The 12,836-nt window shown below is 70.8% G+C and carries 15 protein-coding genes and 1 riboswitch; of the genes, 11 read left to right on the forward strand and 4 right to left on the reverse strand.

Annotation, left to right across the window (positions count from 1 at the left end):
• Nucleotides 1-186 precede the first annotated feature (186 nt).
• On the reverse strand, nucleotides 187-363 hold the full coding sequence (locus tag HA039_RS34645) for a pentapeptide repeat-containing protein (RefSeq protein WP_167032660.1): 177 nt from the start codon (nucleotides 361-363) through the stop codon (nucleotides 187-189).
• On the reverse strand, nucleotides 360-1,688 hold the full coding sequence (locus tag HA039_RS22100) for a nicotinate phosphoribosyltransferase (protein WP_167032662.1): 1,329 nt from the start codon (nucleotides 1,686-1,688) through the stop codon (nucleotides 360-362). Before HA039_RS22100 ends, HA039_RS34645 begins: the two co-directional genes overlap by 4 nt.
• 179 nt (nucleotides 1,689-1,867) lie before the next feature.
• Here HA039_RS22100 and clpS point away from each other — a divergent pair, with 179 nt between their 5' ends.
• From clpS to HA039_RS22145, 10 genes are all read left to right on the forward strand, one after another.
• Nucleotides 1,868-2,173: an ATP-dependent Clp protease adapter ClpS gene (gene clpS / locus HA039_RS22105; RefSeq protein WP_167032664.1), complete on the forward strand. Its 306-nt coding sequence runs from the start codon at nucleotides 1,868-1,870 to the stop codon at nucleotides 2,171-2,173.
• The gene (locus HA039_RS22110; protein ID WP_167032666.1) at nucleotides 2,173-2,751 is read left to right on the forward strand and encodes a DUF2017 domain-containing protein; all 579 of its coding nucleotides are present in this window, start codon (nucleotides 2,173-2,175) and stop codon (nucleotides 2,749-2,751) included. The genes clpS and HA039_RS22110 overlap by 1 nt, the downstream gene beginning before the upstream one ends.
• 334 nt (nucleotides 2,752-3,085) lie before the next feature.
• Nucleotides 3,086-4,555 carry an amino acid permease gene (locus HA039_RS22115; protein ID WP_167032668.1) on the forward strand — a complete coding sequence of 490 codons (1,470 nt, stop codon included), beginning with the start codon at nucleotides 3,086-3,088 and terminating at the stop codon, nucleotides 4,553-4,555.
• Between the two features lie 61 nt (nucleotides 4,556-4,616).
• A complete protein-coding gene (locus tag HA039_RS22120) occupies nucleotides 4,617-5,051 on the forward strand; it encodes a M67 family metallopeptidase (protein ID WP_167032669.1) in 435 nt (144 codons plus the stop codon).
• A 10-nt stretch (nucleotides 5,052-5,061) separates the two neighbouring features.
• Nucleotides 5,062-5,178: riboswitch (cobalamin riboswitch) on the forward strand.
• Nucleotides 5,179-5,218: 40 nt separating this feature from the next.
• Nucleotides 5,219-6,229, forward strand: coding sequence for an ABC transporter substrate-binding protein (locus tag HA039_RS22125; protein ID WP_243869659.1), 1,011 nt, complete (start codon nucleotides 5,219-5,221; stop codon nucleotides 6,227-6,229).
• Nucleotides 6,230-6,235: 6 nt separating this feature from the next.
• A complete protein-coding gene (locus HA039_RS22130; RefSeq protein WP_167032670.1) occupies nucleotides 6,236-7,276 on the forward strand; it encodes a FecCD family ABC transporter permease in 1,041 nt (346 codons plus the stop codon).
• Nucleotides 7,273-8,049: an ABC transporter ATP-binding protein gene (locus HA039_RS22135; protein ID WP_167032671.1), complete on the forward strand. Its 777-nt coding sequence runs from the start codon at nucleotides 7,273-7,275 to the stop codon at nucleotides 8,047-8,049. The genes HA039_RS22130 and HA039_RS22135 overlap by 4 nt, the downstream gene beginning before the upstream one ends.
• 69 nt (nucleotides 8,050-8,118) lie before the next feature.
• Nucleotides 8,119-8,232, forward strand: a complete 114-nt coding sequence (locus HA039_RS34535) for a putative leader peptide (RefSeq protein WP_341830031.1) — start codon at nucleotides 8,119-8,121, stop codon at nucleotides 8,230-8,232.
• 164 nt (nucleotides 8,233-8,396) lie between these two features.
• Nucleotides 8,397-8,699, forward strand: coding sequence for a MoaD/ThiS family protein (locus HA039_RS22140; RefSeq protein WP_167032672.1), 303 nt, complete (start codon nucleotides 8,397-8,399; stop codon nucleotides 8,697-8,699).
• Nucleotides 8,699-9,649 (forward strand): PLP-dependent cysteine synthase family protein, encoded by a 951-nt coding sequence (locus HA039_RS22145; RefSeq protein ID WP_167032673.1) that lies wholly within the window; start codon nucleotides 8,699-8,701, stop codon nucleotides 9,647-9,649. The genes HA039_RS22140 and HA039_RS22145 overlap by 1 nt, the downstream gene beginning before the upstream one ends.
• A gap of 83 nt (nucleotides 9,650-9,732) precedes the next feature.
• Here the strand turns inward: HA039_RS22145 and HA039_RS22150 are convergent, their stop codons facing one another.
• Nucleotides 9,733-10,203: a type II toxin-antitoxin system PemK/MazF family toxin gene (locus HA039_RS22150; RefSeq protein WP_167032674.1), complete on the reverse strand. Its 471-nt coding sequence runs from the start codon at nucleotides 10,201-10,203 to the stop codon at nucleotides 9,733-9,735.
• Between the two features lie 160 nt (nucleotides 10,204-10,363).
• Here HA039_RS22150 and HA039_RS22155 point away from each other — a divergent pair, with 160 nt between their 5' ends.
• Nucleotides 10,364-11,116, forward strand: coding sequence for an MBL fold metallo-hydrolase (locus tag HA039_RS22155; RefSeq protein ID WP_167032675.1), 753 nt, complete (start codon nucleotides 10,364-10,366; stop codon nucleotides 11,114-11,116).
• Between the two features lie 73 nt (nucleotides 11,117-11,189).
• Here the strand turns inward: HA039_RS22155 and HA039_RS22160 are convergent, their stop codons facing one another.
• Nucleotides 11,190-12,452, reverse strand: coding sequence for a PTS transporter subunit EIIC (locus tag HA039_RS22160; RefSeq protein ID WP_167032676.1), 1,263 nt, complete (start codon nucleotides 12,450-12,452; stop codon nucleotides 11,190-11,192).
• Nucleotides 12,453-12,836: the final 384 nt, after the last annotated feature.

Raw genomic sequence — 12,836 nt, forward strand, 5'->3', positions numbered from 1 at the left:
TCCCGGCCCGTTCCCCGTCCCGTCCGGCGTGAGGGGGGTGGGGTCGGAGGAGGTGCGTGTGTCCGGACGTAAAGCGTCGCAGCTCGCGCGAAGCGCGGTGAGGATAGCAGTCCGGACACACGTACCTCCGGAGGCCCCGCCCCCCGCCACCACGACAAACCCAGCCCGTCCGGCGCTTGAGGACACCTACGGCCGCAGGCCGTGCCCCCGCACCCACCCGCACCCACCCGCACCCCGCAGGGAGGCACCCCGCAGGGAGGCACCCCGCAGGGAGGCACCCCGCAGGGAGGCACCCCGCAGGGAGGCACCCCGCAGGGAGGCGCCCCGCAGGGACGCACCCCGCAGGGAGGCGGCGACGGTCACACGTACTCGGTCGGGATCACCGGCTCCCCGCGCGACAGCTGGATCGCCGACATCGGCAGCCCCGCCCGCGCGGCGATGTGCCGCTCCCGCGCCGCGTCCAGCGCCTCGCGGGCCACCACCCGGCCGCCCTTGACCAGCTGCACCAGCAACTGGCTGTCCAGCAGCTCCGGCGGTACGGGCCCGGTGCCGAGCACCTCCGCCTCGGCGCGGCCCTCGGCGTCCCGCCGCCGCGCCGCCCACTTGCGGCCGCCGACCGACGTCTTCCCGCCCAGCGACTTCTTCGCCACCGGCACGAGCGGCGCCGCCGGATCCGCCGACTCCGCGCGCGCCACGAGCTTGTAGACCATCGAGCACGTCGGGTGCCCGCTGCCGGTGACCAGCTGGGTGCCGACGCCGTACGCGTCCACCGGGGCCGCCGCCAGCGAGGCGATCGCGTACTCGTCCAGGTCGGAGGTGACCACGATCCGGGTGTTCACCGCCCCGAGGTCGTCCAGCTGCTGCCGTACCCGGTGCGCGACCAGCAGCAGGTCGCCCGAGTCGATGCGGACGGCGCCCAGTTCGGGCCCCGCCACCTCCACCGCCGTACGCACGGCCTCGGCCACGTCGTACGTGTCGACCAGCAGGGTGGTGCCCTCCCCGAGCGAGTCCACCTGCGCCCGGAACGCGTCGCGCTCGCTGTCGTGCAGCAGCGTGAAGGCGTGCGCGCTGGTGCCCACGGTCGGGATGCCGTACCGGAAGCCGGCCGCGAGGTCGGACGTCGTGTCGAACCCGCCGACGTACGCGGCGCGCGCCGCCGCGACCGCCGACAGCTCGTGCGTGCGCCGCGCGCCCATCTCGATCAGCCGCCGCCCGCCGGCCGCGGCCGACATCCGGGAGGCCGCCGCTGCGATCGCCGAGTCGTGGTTGAGGATCGACAGGATCACGGTCTCCAGCAGCACGCACTCGGCGAAGGAGCCCTCGACCCGCAGGATCGGCGAACCGGGGAAGTACGCCTCGCCCTCCTGGTAGCCCCAGATGTCCCCGCCGAAGCGGTACGAGGCCAGCCAGGACAGCGTCGCCTCGTCGACGATGTCCCGCTCCCGCAGGAAGCGCAGCACGTCCGCGTCGAAGCGGAAGTTCTCCACGGCGTCCAGGACGCGCCCGGTGCCCGCGACAACCCCGTACCGGCGCCCCTCGGGCAGCCGCCGGGTGAAGACCTCGAAGACCGAGCGGCGGTCGGCCGTACCGGCCTGGAGCGCGGCTCGGAGCATGGTCAGCTCGTACTGGTCGGTGAAGAGCGCGGTCGACGGCACGTCCACCGGCAGCCCAAGGTCCGCAGTGTTCATACGGACGATGCTACCCCCAATACTCGTCAGAGTGACGATTTCTTTTCGGGCACCCTCCCGGACACCCCGGCGGCGGCCCCCGGAGCCGTTTGTGCGACCGGCCCCCGTGGGTGGCAGCATGGGTCGTGCAGGGCTGAATCCCGGGCTGCAACCGGCAGAGAAGAAGGTCGTCCCGAACCGTGAGTGTTGCTCCGACTGAGATCGAACGCCCCGAATCGGCCGAGGAGACGTTCGTTGTCCCCGACCCCGACGTGCCCTGGCTGACGATCGTCCACAACGACCCGGTCAACCTCATGAGTTATGTGGCGTACGTCTTCCAGACGTATTTCGGCTACTCCAAGGACAAGGCGCACAAACTGATGCTCGACGTCCACCACAAGGGCCGCGCGGTCGTCTCCAGCGGCAGCCGCGAGGAGATGGAACGCGACGTGCAGGCGATGCACGGGTACGGCCTCTGGGCGACCCTGACCCAGGACCGCGACTGATGGCCGGGCACTTCGAGGCCACCCCGGGCGGCGGCGCGGCCGTCGCGCTCGACGAGGTGGAGATCTCGATCCTGCGCTCCCTGGCCATGCAGCTCCTGGAGCTGATCGGGCCCGGCGACGAGCCCGCCCAGGGCGAGGACCCGCTCGCCGCGCTCTTCGCGGTCGGCCCCAGCGAACCGCCCGAGGACCCGGCGCTGGCCCGGCTCTTCCCGGACGCGTACGGCGACGGGGACGACGAACTGAAGGAGTTCTCCTCGGAGTTCAGGCGCTTTACGGAGAACGACCTGCGGGACCGCAAGCGCGCCGACGGCATCGCCGTCGTCCGCTCGCTCGACGCGCTCGGCCCCACCGGCGAGGGCGGCGCCGTGCTCAAGCTGTCCGGCGAGGAGTGCCTGCACTGGCTGGGCGCCCTCAACGACCTCCGGCTGACCATAGGCACCCGCCTGGAGGTCACCGACGAGGACGAGGGCGCCGAGCTGTACCGGCTGCCCGACACGGATCCGCGCAAGCCGATGGTGATGGCCTACCTCTGGCTCGGCGCGCTCCAGGAGAGCCTCATCGAGACGCTGACCGCCTGACGGAGGCGGCCCCCGGCCGTTCGCCGCGAGGCCGCCTCCCGTTCGCTCAGCGGAGCCTCAATTCGGCATAACGATCACGTCACCGCTCCCGTGACGTTTGCGAGCGCGGATGGAATTTGTCCGCTTCTCCCTGTGCGCTCCGCCACAGCGCACCTCGCCGGTCACCCCCGCCACCGTGATAGATCTGCCGGACCCCCCGGGGACGCCACCCCTGTCCCCGGGGGTGTCTCGCAGCGGCCGACCGCCGCCGGCACTCCATCCGTATCCGGGGGGATCAGGAACCGGTCCAGGGCCGACGACGGCCCGGACCGGCAGGGAGAAAGGGCGCATCACCATGACCTCTCCGCAGGTCGACAAGGGGCACGGCGACAGCGGCGCGGCCGCTCCCCGTACCGGTGAGGACCACACCGGCGAAGAGGGCTACGAACGCGGACTGGGCAGCAGGCAGGTCCAGATGATCGCGATCGGCGGCGCCATCGGCGTCGGCCTCTTCATGGGCGCCGGGGCCAACATCGCCAAGGCGGGGCCCAGCATCATCCTCATGTACGCCCTCGCCGGCGTCGTGATCTTCTTCATCATGCGGGCCCTCGGCGAACTGCTGCTCTACCGGCCCGTGTCGGGCTCCTTCGCCGAGTACGCCCGGGAGTTCCTCGGCCCGTTCTTCGGCTTCGCGACGGGCTGGACGTACTGGCTGATGTGGGTGGTCACCGGCATGGCCGAGCTGACCGCCGCCGCCATCTACATCCACTTCTGGTTCCCCGCGATCCCGCAGTGGGTCAGCGCGCTGGTCTTCCTGGTCGTCCTCTTCGGTGTGAACCTGATCTCGGTCAAGATCTTCGGCGAGGTCGAGTTCTGGTTCTCGATGATCAAGGTCACCGCCATCATCGGCATGATCGTGATCGGCCTCGGCGTCCTCACCCTCGGCTTCTCCGAGGCCGGCGACACCGCGCAGGCCTCCAACCTCTGGGCCCACGACGGCGTCTTCCCGAACGGTGTCGGCTCCAGCCTGATGACCCTCCAGGGCGTCATGTTCGCCTACCTCGCCGTCGAACTCGTCGGCGTCACCGCGGGCGAGTCGGAGAACCCCGAGAAGACCCTCCCCAAGGCGATCAACACCCTGCCCTGGCGGATCATCGTCTTCTACGTCGGCGCGCTCTCCGTCATTCTCGCCGTCGTCAAATGGACCGAGTTCTCCGCCGGCACCAGCCCGTTCGTCTACGCCTTCGAGAAGATGGGCATCCCGCTCGCCGCGGGCATCGTCAACTTCGTGGTGCTCACCGCCGCGCTCTCCTCCTGCAACTCCGGCATGTACTCCACCGGCCGGATGCTGCGCGGCCTCGCCGCCAACAGCGAGGCGCCCAAGGCCTTCGGCCGGCTCAACTCCCGCAAGACCCCGGCCCTCGGCATCACCGTCTCCGTCGCCCTCATGGGCATCGGCGTCATCCTCAACTACATCGTCCCGGAGAAGGCGTTCGGGTACGTCACCTCCGTGGCGACCGCCGCCGGCGTCTGGACCTGGCTGATGATCCTGATCAGCCACATCCGCTACCGGCGCGCCGTCGACGCGGGCCGCCTCCCGGCCTCCCCCTTCCCGGCCCCCGGCGGAGCGGTGTTCAGCTGGGTCGCGGTCGCGTTCCTCGCGCTCGTCACCTGCCTGATCGCGTACGACGAGGACGCGCGGGTCTCCCTGTACGTCGGCGCGGTCTGGGCCGTCGGCCTCGCGGTGGGCTGGCGGTTCCTCCAGCGCCGTACGACCGGGAACGCCGGGAGCGACGCGCCCGAGTACGCGTCCGCGGCGGAGTGACCTGGCCCGCCCCCGACCCGGCCCCGCACCCGCGGGGCCGGGTCCGTTTATATTTCCAAGCATGCTCACCATCAGCCAGGCCCTGCACGACCAGATCGTCGCGCACGCCCGACGCGACCACCCCGACGAGGCCTGCGGCGTGGTCGCGGGCCCGGCCGGCAGCGGGCGCCCCGAGCGGTTCGTCCCCATGCTCAACGCCGCCCGCTCGCCCACGTTCTACGAGTTCGACTCGGCCGACCTGCTCAAGCTCTACCGGGACATGGACGACCGCGACGAGGACCCGGTGATCGTCTACCACTCCCACACCGCGACCGAGGCCTACCCGTCCCGTACCGACATCACGTACGCGAACGAGCCCGAGGCCCACTACGTGCTGGTCTCCACCGCCGACACCGACGGCCTCGGCCCCTTCCAGTTCCGCTCCTACCGCATCGTCGACGGACAGGTCACGGAAGAGGACGTCGAGGTGGTGGCGGACGGCCCCGGGGCCGTCTGAGAGACTGACCGCCGAACCCGAGGCGGCAGGACCCAGGAAGCCGGTGCGAATCCGGCGCGGTCCCGCCACTGTGACCGAGCTCTCCACGGCTCGGCAGCCAGGAACTGACCTGCCGCCCTTCTTCCACCAACCAGGGGACGCGGAAATCCCCTGGAGGAGGCCCTGCCGTGCATGTCGTTCCCCGGCGCCGCCGCGCGCTCACAGCCGTCGCCCTGTCCGCCGTCCTCCTCCCGCTCGCCGCCTGCGGCAGCGATACGGCGCCCGAGGCGGCGAAGGACCCGAAGGCCGGTGCCGAAGCCCCCGCGGGCTTCCCGTACACCGTCACCAACTGCGGGGTGACCACCACCTACCAGGCCCCGCCGAAGCGCGTGGTCACCCTGAACCAGCACGCCACCGAGGTCATGCTCGCCCTCGGCCTCCAGAAGTCCCTGGTCGGCACTGCCTACCTGGACGACAGGATCCTCCCCGCCTACGCCAAGGCCTACGCGGGCGTCCCGGTCCTCGCCAAGGAGTACCCCTCCAAGGAGAAACTCCTCGCCGCCAACCCCGACTTCGTCTACGGCGGCTACTCCAGCGCCTTCGACGCCGGCGACGGCCGCAGCCGCGACGCGCTCAAGGGCTCCGGCATCAACACCCGCCTCAACCTGGAGAACTGCACCAAGGGGAAGACCACCCTCGACGACGTCTACCAGGAAGTACGGGAAGTCGGCCGCACCTTCGGCGTCCCCGACCGCGCCGAGAAGTGGATCGCCCACGCCCGCACCACCGTCGCCGACACCGCCGAGCATCTGAAGGACGTCGAGCCGCTCTCCGTCTTCGTCTACGACAGCGGCGACAAGACCGCCTTCACCGCGGGCGGCAAGGGCATCGGCAACGAACTGATCACCCGCGCCGGCGGCCGCAACGTCTTCGCCGACCTCGGCAAGGCCTGGGGCGACGCCACCTGGGAACAGGTCGTCGCCCGCAAACCGCAGACCGTCGTCATCTACGACTACGGCTCCACCACCGTCGCCCAGAAGGAGAAGCGCCTCCTCGACGACCCGGTGCTCAAGGACGTCCCGGCGATCAAGAACAAACGATTCGCCGTCATGCCCCTCTCCGAAGTCGTCCTCGGCGTCCGCGCCCCCGACGCCATCGCGGAACTCGCCGCGCAACTCCACCCCGAGACCGTGAAGTAAGCGACGGTGAGCGCCACCACCCCGCCCGCCCGCGGGCGGATACGCCACACCCTCGTGCTGACCGGCCTCGCCGCCGCACTCGCCGCCGCCGTCGTCGCGGCCCTCGCCCTCGGCTCCGTCCGCATCCCGCCCGGTCAGGTCGTCGCCGCTCTGACCGGGCACGCCGACCCCAGCCCCTTCCGGACCATCGTCCTCGACGTCCGGCTCCCGCGCGTCCTCCTCGGCGCCGTCGTCGGCGCCGGACTCGCCGTCGTCGGGACCGTCCTCCAGGCCCTCGTACGCAACCGCCTCGCCGACCCCTTCCTCCTCGGCATCTCCTCCGGCGCCTCCACCGGCGCCGTCCTCGTCCTCGTCCTCGGCATCGGCGGCGGCATCACCACCACCGTCGCCATGCCCGCCGCCGCCTTCGCCGGCTCCCTCGTCGCCCTCGTCCTCGTCTACGGACTCGCCCGGCGCGGCGGCGAACTCACCGGCGGCCGCCTCGTCCTCGCCGGCGTCACCGTCTCGTACATCCTCACCGCCCTCACCACCCTCGTCCTCGTCGTCTCCGCCCGCCCCGAGCACTTCCAGGAAGCCCTCTACTGGTCCATGGGCGGCCTCGGCAGCGCCCGCTGGTCCACCCTCCTGCTGCCCGGCGTCGTCCTCACCCTCGGCACCGCCGCCCTCATGGCCCTCGCCCGCCCCCTCGACCTGCTCCTCCTCGGCGAGGAAGGCGCCACCGCCCTCGGCCTCGACACCGCCCGCTTCCGCGCCGCCGTCTTCGTCCTCGCGTCCCTCGTCACCGGCGTCATGGTCGCCGCCAGCGGCGCCGTCGGCTTCATCGGCCTGCTCGTCCCGCACGCCGCCCGCATGGCCGTCGGCGCCACCCACCGCGTCCTGCTGCCCGTCGCCGCCCTCGGCGGGGCCGTCGTCCTCGTCGTCGCCGACCTCGCCGCCCGTACCGTCGCCGCCCCGCAGGACATCCCCGTCGGCGTCCTCACCGCACTCACCGGCGGACCGTTCTTCCTCTGGCTCATGCGCCGACGCCCCGAAGGAGCCCCCGTATGACCGCCGCCCTCACCCTCGAAGGCCTGTCGTACGAAACCGCCGGACGCCTTCTCGTCGACCGCGCCGACCTCACCGCCGCCCCCGGCGAGACCGTCGGACTCGTCGGCCCCAACGGCAGCGGCAAGACCACCCTGCTGCGCTGCGTCTACGGGACCCTCCGCCCCACCGCCGGACACGCCCTCCTCGACGGGCGCGACCTCCACACCATGACCCCCAAGGAACGGGCCCGGCGGATCGCCACCGTCCCCCAGGACGGCGGCACCGAGTTCGAACTCACCGTCAGGGAAGTCGTCGCCATGGGGCGCTCCCCGCACAAACGCTTCTGGGAGGCCGACACCGCGGCCGACACCACCCTCGCCGACGAGGCCCTCGCCCGCGTCGGCATCACCGACCTCGCCTCCCGCGCCTTCCCCACCCTGTCCGGCGGCGAACGCCAGCGCGCCCTCGTCGCCCGCGCCCTGGTCCAGCGCCCCGCGCTGCTCGTCCTCGACGAACCGACCAACCACCTCGACATCAGCTACCAGCTCGGCATCCTCACCCTGATCAAACAGGCGGGCACCACCAACCTCCTCGCCCTCCACGACCTCAACCTCGCCGCCCACTACTGCGACCGCATCCACGTCCTGCGCGCCGGCCGGATCGTCGCCTCCGGCACCCCGCACGACGTCCTCACCCCCGCGCTCCTCGACGCGGTCTACCAGGTGAAAGCCGAGGTCAGCGAGCATCCGCTGACCGGCAGACCCCTGGTGGTCTACCTCCCGCCGTCCACCTGACGAACACCATCCGTCCGCCCGGCGAGACGGCCTATCGGGATGTGAAGCGGGAATCGATACGATGACCGCATGGTTCTTCCCGACGTGAGCGACAAGACGCCGAGCACCCCGCTGCTCGTGGCGCGGCTGCACGTCGACCTGTGCCGCCTCGCGAGTGCCATCTGTCCCGACCCGGCCGGCTGAGCCCGGACACCCGGCCGGAACAACAGCCTCCGCCAGGCCCGTACCGCACCCGGAACCGCACCACCCCCTCCGCGCGGGGGCCCGAGCCGCGCGCCGATACTTCTCCCGCCCGGCCGTTTCCCTGCCCCGCACCGACCCCGCCGCACCGACAAGGAGCCCACGTCATGGCCATCGAGGTCCGCATCCCGACCATCCTCCGCACCTACACCGACGGAGCGAAGGCCGTCCAGGGCACCGGCGACACGCTCTCGGACCTGTTCGCCGACCTCGACACCCGCCACGCGGGCATCCGCGAGCGGCTCGTCGACCCCGCCGCGGGCAACCAGCTCCGCCGCTTCGTCAACGTCTACCTCAACGACGAGGACGTCCGCTTCCTCGACGGCATCTCCACCACCCTGTCCGACGGCGACAGCGTCACCATCCTCCCGGCGGTCGCCGGCGGCGCGCCCGAGACGCACACGGCCTGATGCGCTACGAATCCCCGCTGGCGGCGGTCGGCAACACCCCTCTCGTACGGCTTCCCCGGCTGTCGCCCTCCGACGACGTCCGGATCTGGGCCAAGCTGGAGGACCGCAACCCGACCGGCTCCGTCAAGGACCGCCCCGCCCTCCACATGGTCGAACAGGCCGAGAAGGACGGACGGCTCACCCCGGGCTGCACCATCCTGGAGCCCACCAGCGGCAACACCGGCATCTCCCTCGCGATGGCGGCCAAGCTCAAGGGCTACCGCATCGTCTGCGTCATGCCGGAGAACACCTCGCGGGAGCGGCGCGAGCTGCTCACCATGTGGGGGGCGGAGATCATCCCGTCCCCGGCGGCGGGCGGCTCCAACACCGCCGTCAAGGTCGCGAAGGAACTGGCGGAGAAGAACCCCGACTGGGTGATGCTCTACCAGTACGGCAACCCCGACAACGCGGGCGCCCACTACGCCACCACCGGCCCCGAGATCCTCGCCGACCTGCCGTCCGTCACCCACTTCGTGGCCGGCCTCGGCACGACGGGCACGCTCATGGGCGTCGGCCGGTACCTGCGCGAGCACAAGCCCGACGTCAGGATCGTCGCCGCCGAGCCCCGCTACGACGACGTGGTCTACGGGCTGCGGAACCTGGACGAGGGCTTCGTCCCCGAGCTGTACGACGCCTCCGTCCTCACCACCCGCTTCTCCGTCGGCTCGGCCGACGCGGTGACCCGTACCCGTGAACTCCTCCAGCAGGAGGGCATCTTCGCCGGAGTCTCCACCGGCGCCGCGCTCCACGCGGCGATCGGCGTCGGCAAGAAGGCCGTCAAGGCCGGCGAGAGCGCCGACATCGTCTTCGTCGTGGCCGACGGCGGCTGGAAGTACCTGTCGACGGGCGTGTACACCGCGGCCACCACGGAAGAGGCCATCGAAACCCTGCACGGCCAGCTCTGGGCATAGGGGTAACTCAAGCCCGTCCGGCGATTGAGGACACCACGCGGCCGAAGGCCGTGGCCGCACCCGCACTCGCACCCCGCCACCCCTCACCCCGTGAGATCCCGCACCCGCTCCCACAACGCCGGATCCACCGTCGACGCCCGCCGCCGGAAGTCCTTGAGCCGTACGCTCCTCAGCTCACCGGTCTCCAGGTAGCTCCGGCGGCCCTGGGCGTCGCCCACCGTGTCGGGCGGCAGGAGAATCACCCCCGGGCCGTCGTGCCGCTTCGTCGTGATCTTCGCGACCCGCGCGCTGTTCCCCCGCACCGACAGGACCAGGCACGGCCGGTCCTTCGACCCCGGACCGTCCTCGAACGGCACCGTGGCCCACCAGACCTCCCCCGGAACAGGCCGCCCCGTCCGCTTCGGCGCACGGGCCGGCCCCCCGGGCGGCCTCGTCCGGCCACCCGGCCCGGTCCCGCGCCGCGGCCGCGGACCGCGCCCCCAGCCGTCCACCACCGAGGCGATCAGCGCGAGCGCCACGACGACGACCAGAACGATCCACCACGTCGTATTCATGACGTCGAAGGTAGCGCCCCGAACCGGCGATCCATCCGAACCGGTGACAGAGCAGGTGAGTTCGCCCACAGACGACCGGTGTGGAGGAGCGACCGGCCCTTTCGCGCCTTACGCTCGAAGACCGAACGACCCCCGTCCACGCAACGGAGGTTCACGCTCCATGAAGCTCACCGTCGTCGGCTGCTCGGGCTCCTTTCCCTCGGTGGGATCGGCCTGCTCCAGCTACCTCGTAGAGGCCGACGGCTTCAGGTTGCTCCTCGACATGGGCAACGGCGCCCTCGGCGAGCTGCAACGCCATGTCGGTCTGTACGACCTCGACGCCATCTTCCTCAGCCATCTCCACGCGGACCACTGCATAGACATGTGCGGGTACTTCGTCGCCCGCTACTACCGCTTCGACGGCGGGCGCTGCGGCGCCCTCCCGGTGTACGGCCCCGAAGGCACCGAACAACGGCTCACCACGGCTTACGCGGACACCCCGACGGACAAGTCCATGAGTGAGGTCTTCGACTTCCAGACGCTCAAGCCGGGCTCCTTCGACATCGGCCCCTTCCAGGTACGCACGGAGAAGGTCGCGCACCCCGTCGACACCTTCGGCATCCGGGTCGAGCACGGCGGACGCTCGCTCACCTACTCGGGCGACACCGGCGTGTGCGAACCGCTGGTCGAGCTGGCCGAGGACACCGACCTGTTCCTGTGCGAGGCGGCGTTCACGTACGGCAAGGAAGACATCCCCGGCCTGCACCTCAACGGCCGCGAGGCCGGCGCCCACGCCGCCCGCGCCCGGGCGCGGCGGCTGGTGCTCACCCACATCCCGCCGTGGACGGACGCCGAGCGGAACCTCGCCGACGCCCGCGCGGTGTACGGCGGTCCCGCCGAACTGGCCGTGCCGGGAGCGGTGTACGAGCTGTGACGCGCGAGGCCTGAGGACACCACGCCGAAGCCCCCGCCGCTCCTCGGAGCGGCGGGGGCTTCGGCATCGGGTCCTAGGCCTTCGTGAGGTCGTCGACCTCTTCCTCGGGCTCACGGCCCGGGGTCTTCAGGTCGAACTTGACGATCACGTACCGGAAGACGCCGTAGTAGATCGCGCCGAACAACAGCCCGATCGGGATGATCAGCCATGGTCGGGTCGCGATGTGCCAGTTCAGCGCGTAGTCGATGACCCCGGCGGAGAAGCTGAACCCGTCATGCACGCCGAGGGACCAGGTCAGCGCCATCGAGGCCGCCGTCAGCAGCACGTGGATCACGTACAGCAGCGGCGCGATGAACATGAACGAGAACTCGATGGGCTCGGTCACACCGGTCACGAACGACGTGAGGGCCAGCGAGATCATCATGCCCAGCACGGCCTTGCGGCGCTCGGGGCGAGCGGTGTGCGCCATGGCGAGGGCGGCGGCGGGCAGGCCGAACATCATGATCGGGAAGAAGCCCGACATGAACATCCCGGCGCTCGGGTCACCGGCGAGGAAGCGCGTGAGGTCTCCGTGGACAACCACGCCGGACGCGTTCTTGAAGTCACCGAGCTGGAACCACGCCACCGTGTTCACGAACTGGTGCATCCCGACCGGGATCAGACCGCGGTTCACCGCGCCGAACAGCGCGGCCCCGCCGGAGCCCAGCCCGGTGATCCACTGGCCCACGTCGGTGATGCCGTCGCCGATCGGCTTCCAGACCAGACCGAAGATCACACCGACGAGCGTGCCGACGAACGCCATGATGATCGGGACGAGCCGGCGGCCGTTGAAGAAGCCGAGCCAGTCCACCAGCTTCTTGCGGTGGTAGCGCTGCCACAGGACCGCGGACAGCAGCCCCATGATGATGCCGCCGAACACCCCCGGGTCGTTGTACGTCGCGGCTATGTCGGCCTTCGACGTGATCACGGCGTCCGTGACCGGGAACGCCTGGAGCACCTTGCTGTAGACCAGGAAGCCGACCAGCGCGGCGAGCGCCGTGGAACCGTCCGACTTCTTGGCGAAGCCGATGGCCACACCCACACAGAACAGCAGCGGCAGGGCGCCGGTCAGGGCACCGCCCGCGTTGTCGAAGACGGACGCGACCTTGTCCCAGCCGAGGCCGTCCTGACCGAAGACGTCCTTGGCGCCCAGGCGGACCATCAGGCCCGCGGCCGGCAGAACGGCGATCGGCAGCTGAAGGCTGCGCCCCACCTTCTGGAGGCCCTGGAACACTGCCGAGCCCCGCTTCTTGGCGGGCGCGGGGGCGGGTGCCGCCGCGGCGGTGGCCGTAGTCATCAACTTCCTCCAGAAGACATGGCGCCGCCAGGGACAGGGGGGACGAACAAGGGGGAGACGGCGGCGACAGCTTGAACACAGCGTGCGGGCCGTGTGGTCTACACCACTGAGTGGTGTAGACCAGTTCTACAGGATGTGCGATAGATAAGGAACCTCTATAAATGTGGCCTGAGCCATAGTCGTAAAAGCCGTAAAACTGCCTCAGGCTAACATTCCGGCAGGGGGGCATACGGTGCCATGACGGACCGAAAGCCCCAACTGGCTTGCCCCGCAAAGGCGTTGCTCTCCGCGACCGCCGCCCCCGCCCGACCGGCCCGTCCCTCTGAAATGGTGTAGACCAGTTGAGGTACGTTGAGAGCCGGTCACCCGCCCGTGAAGACAGGG

Origin of the sequence: Streptomyces liangshanensis (genome assembly GCF_011694815.1) — a bacterium.
GTDB classification, from domain to species: domain Bacteria; phylum Actinomycetota; class Actinomycetes; order Streptomycetales; family Streptomycetaceae; genus Streptomyces; species Streptomyces liangshanensis.

Bases quoted from the DNA above. Each gene is read 5' to 3' on its own strand.
- HA039_RS22100 (WP_167032662.1), bottom strand. From the start codon at position 1,688: ATGAACACTGCGGACCTTGGGCTGCCGGTGGACGTGCCGTCGACCGCG.
- HA039_RS22110 (WP_167032666.1), top strand. From the start codon at position 2,173: ATGGCCGGGCACTTCGAGGCCACCCCGGGCGGCGGCGCGGCCGTCGCG.
- HA039_RS22115 (WP_167032668.1), top strand. From the start codon at position 3,086: ATGACCTCTCCGCAGGTCGACAAGGGGCACGGCGACAGCGGCGCGGCC.
- HA039_RS22120 (WP_167032669.1), top strand. From the start codon at position 4,617: ATGCTCACCATCAGCCAGGCCCTGCACGACCAGATCGTCGCGCACGCC.
- HA039_RS22135 (WP_167032671.1), top strand. From the start codon at position 7,273: ATGACCGCCGCCCTCACCCTCGAAGGCCTGTCGTACGAAACCGCCGGA.
- HA039_RS34535 (WP_341830031.1), top strand. From the start codon at position 8,119: ATGGTTCTTCCCGACGTGAGCGACAAGACGCCGAGCACCCCGCTGCTC.
- HA039_RS22140 (WP_167032672.1), top strand. From the start codon at position 8,397: ATGGCCATCGAGGTCCGCATCCCGACCATCCTCCGCACCTACACCGAC.
- HA039_RS22145 (WP_167032673.1), top strand. From the start codon at position 8,699: ATGCGCTACGAATCCCCGCTGGCGGCGGTCGGCAACACCCCTCTCGTA.
- HA039_RS22150 (WP_167032674.1), bottom strand. From the start codon at position 10,203: ATGAATACGACGTGGTGGATCGTTCTGGTCGTCGTCGTGGCGCTCGCG.
- HA039_RS22155 (WP_167032675.1), top strand. From the start codon at position 10,364: ATGAAGCTCACCGTCGTCGGCTGCTCGGGCTCCTTTCCCTCGGTGGGA.
- HA039_RS22160 (WP_167032676.1), bottom strand. From the start codon at position 12,452: ATGACTACGGCCACCGCCGCGGCGGCACCCGCCCCCGCGCCCGCCAAG.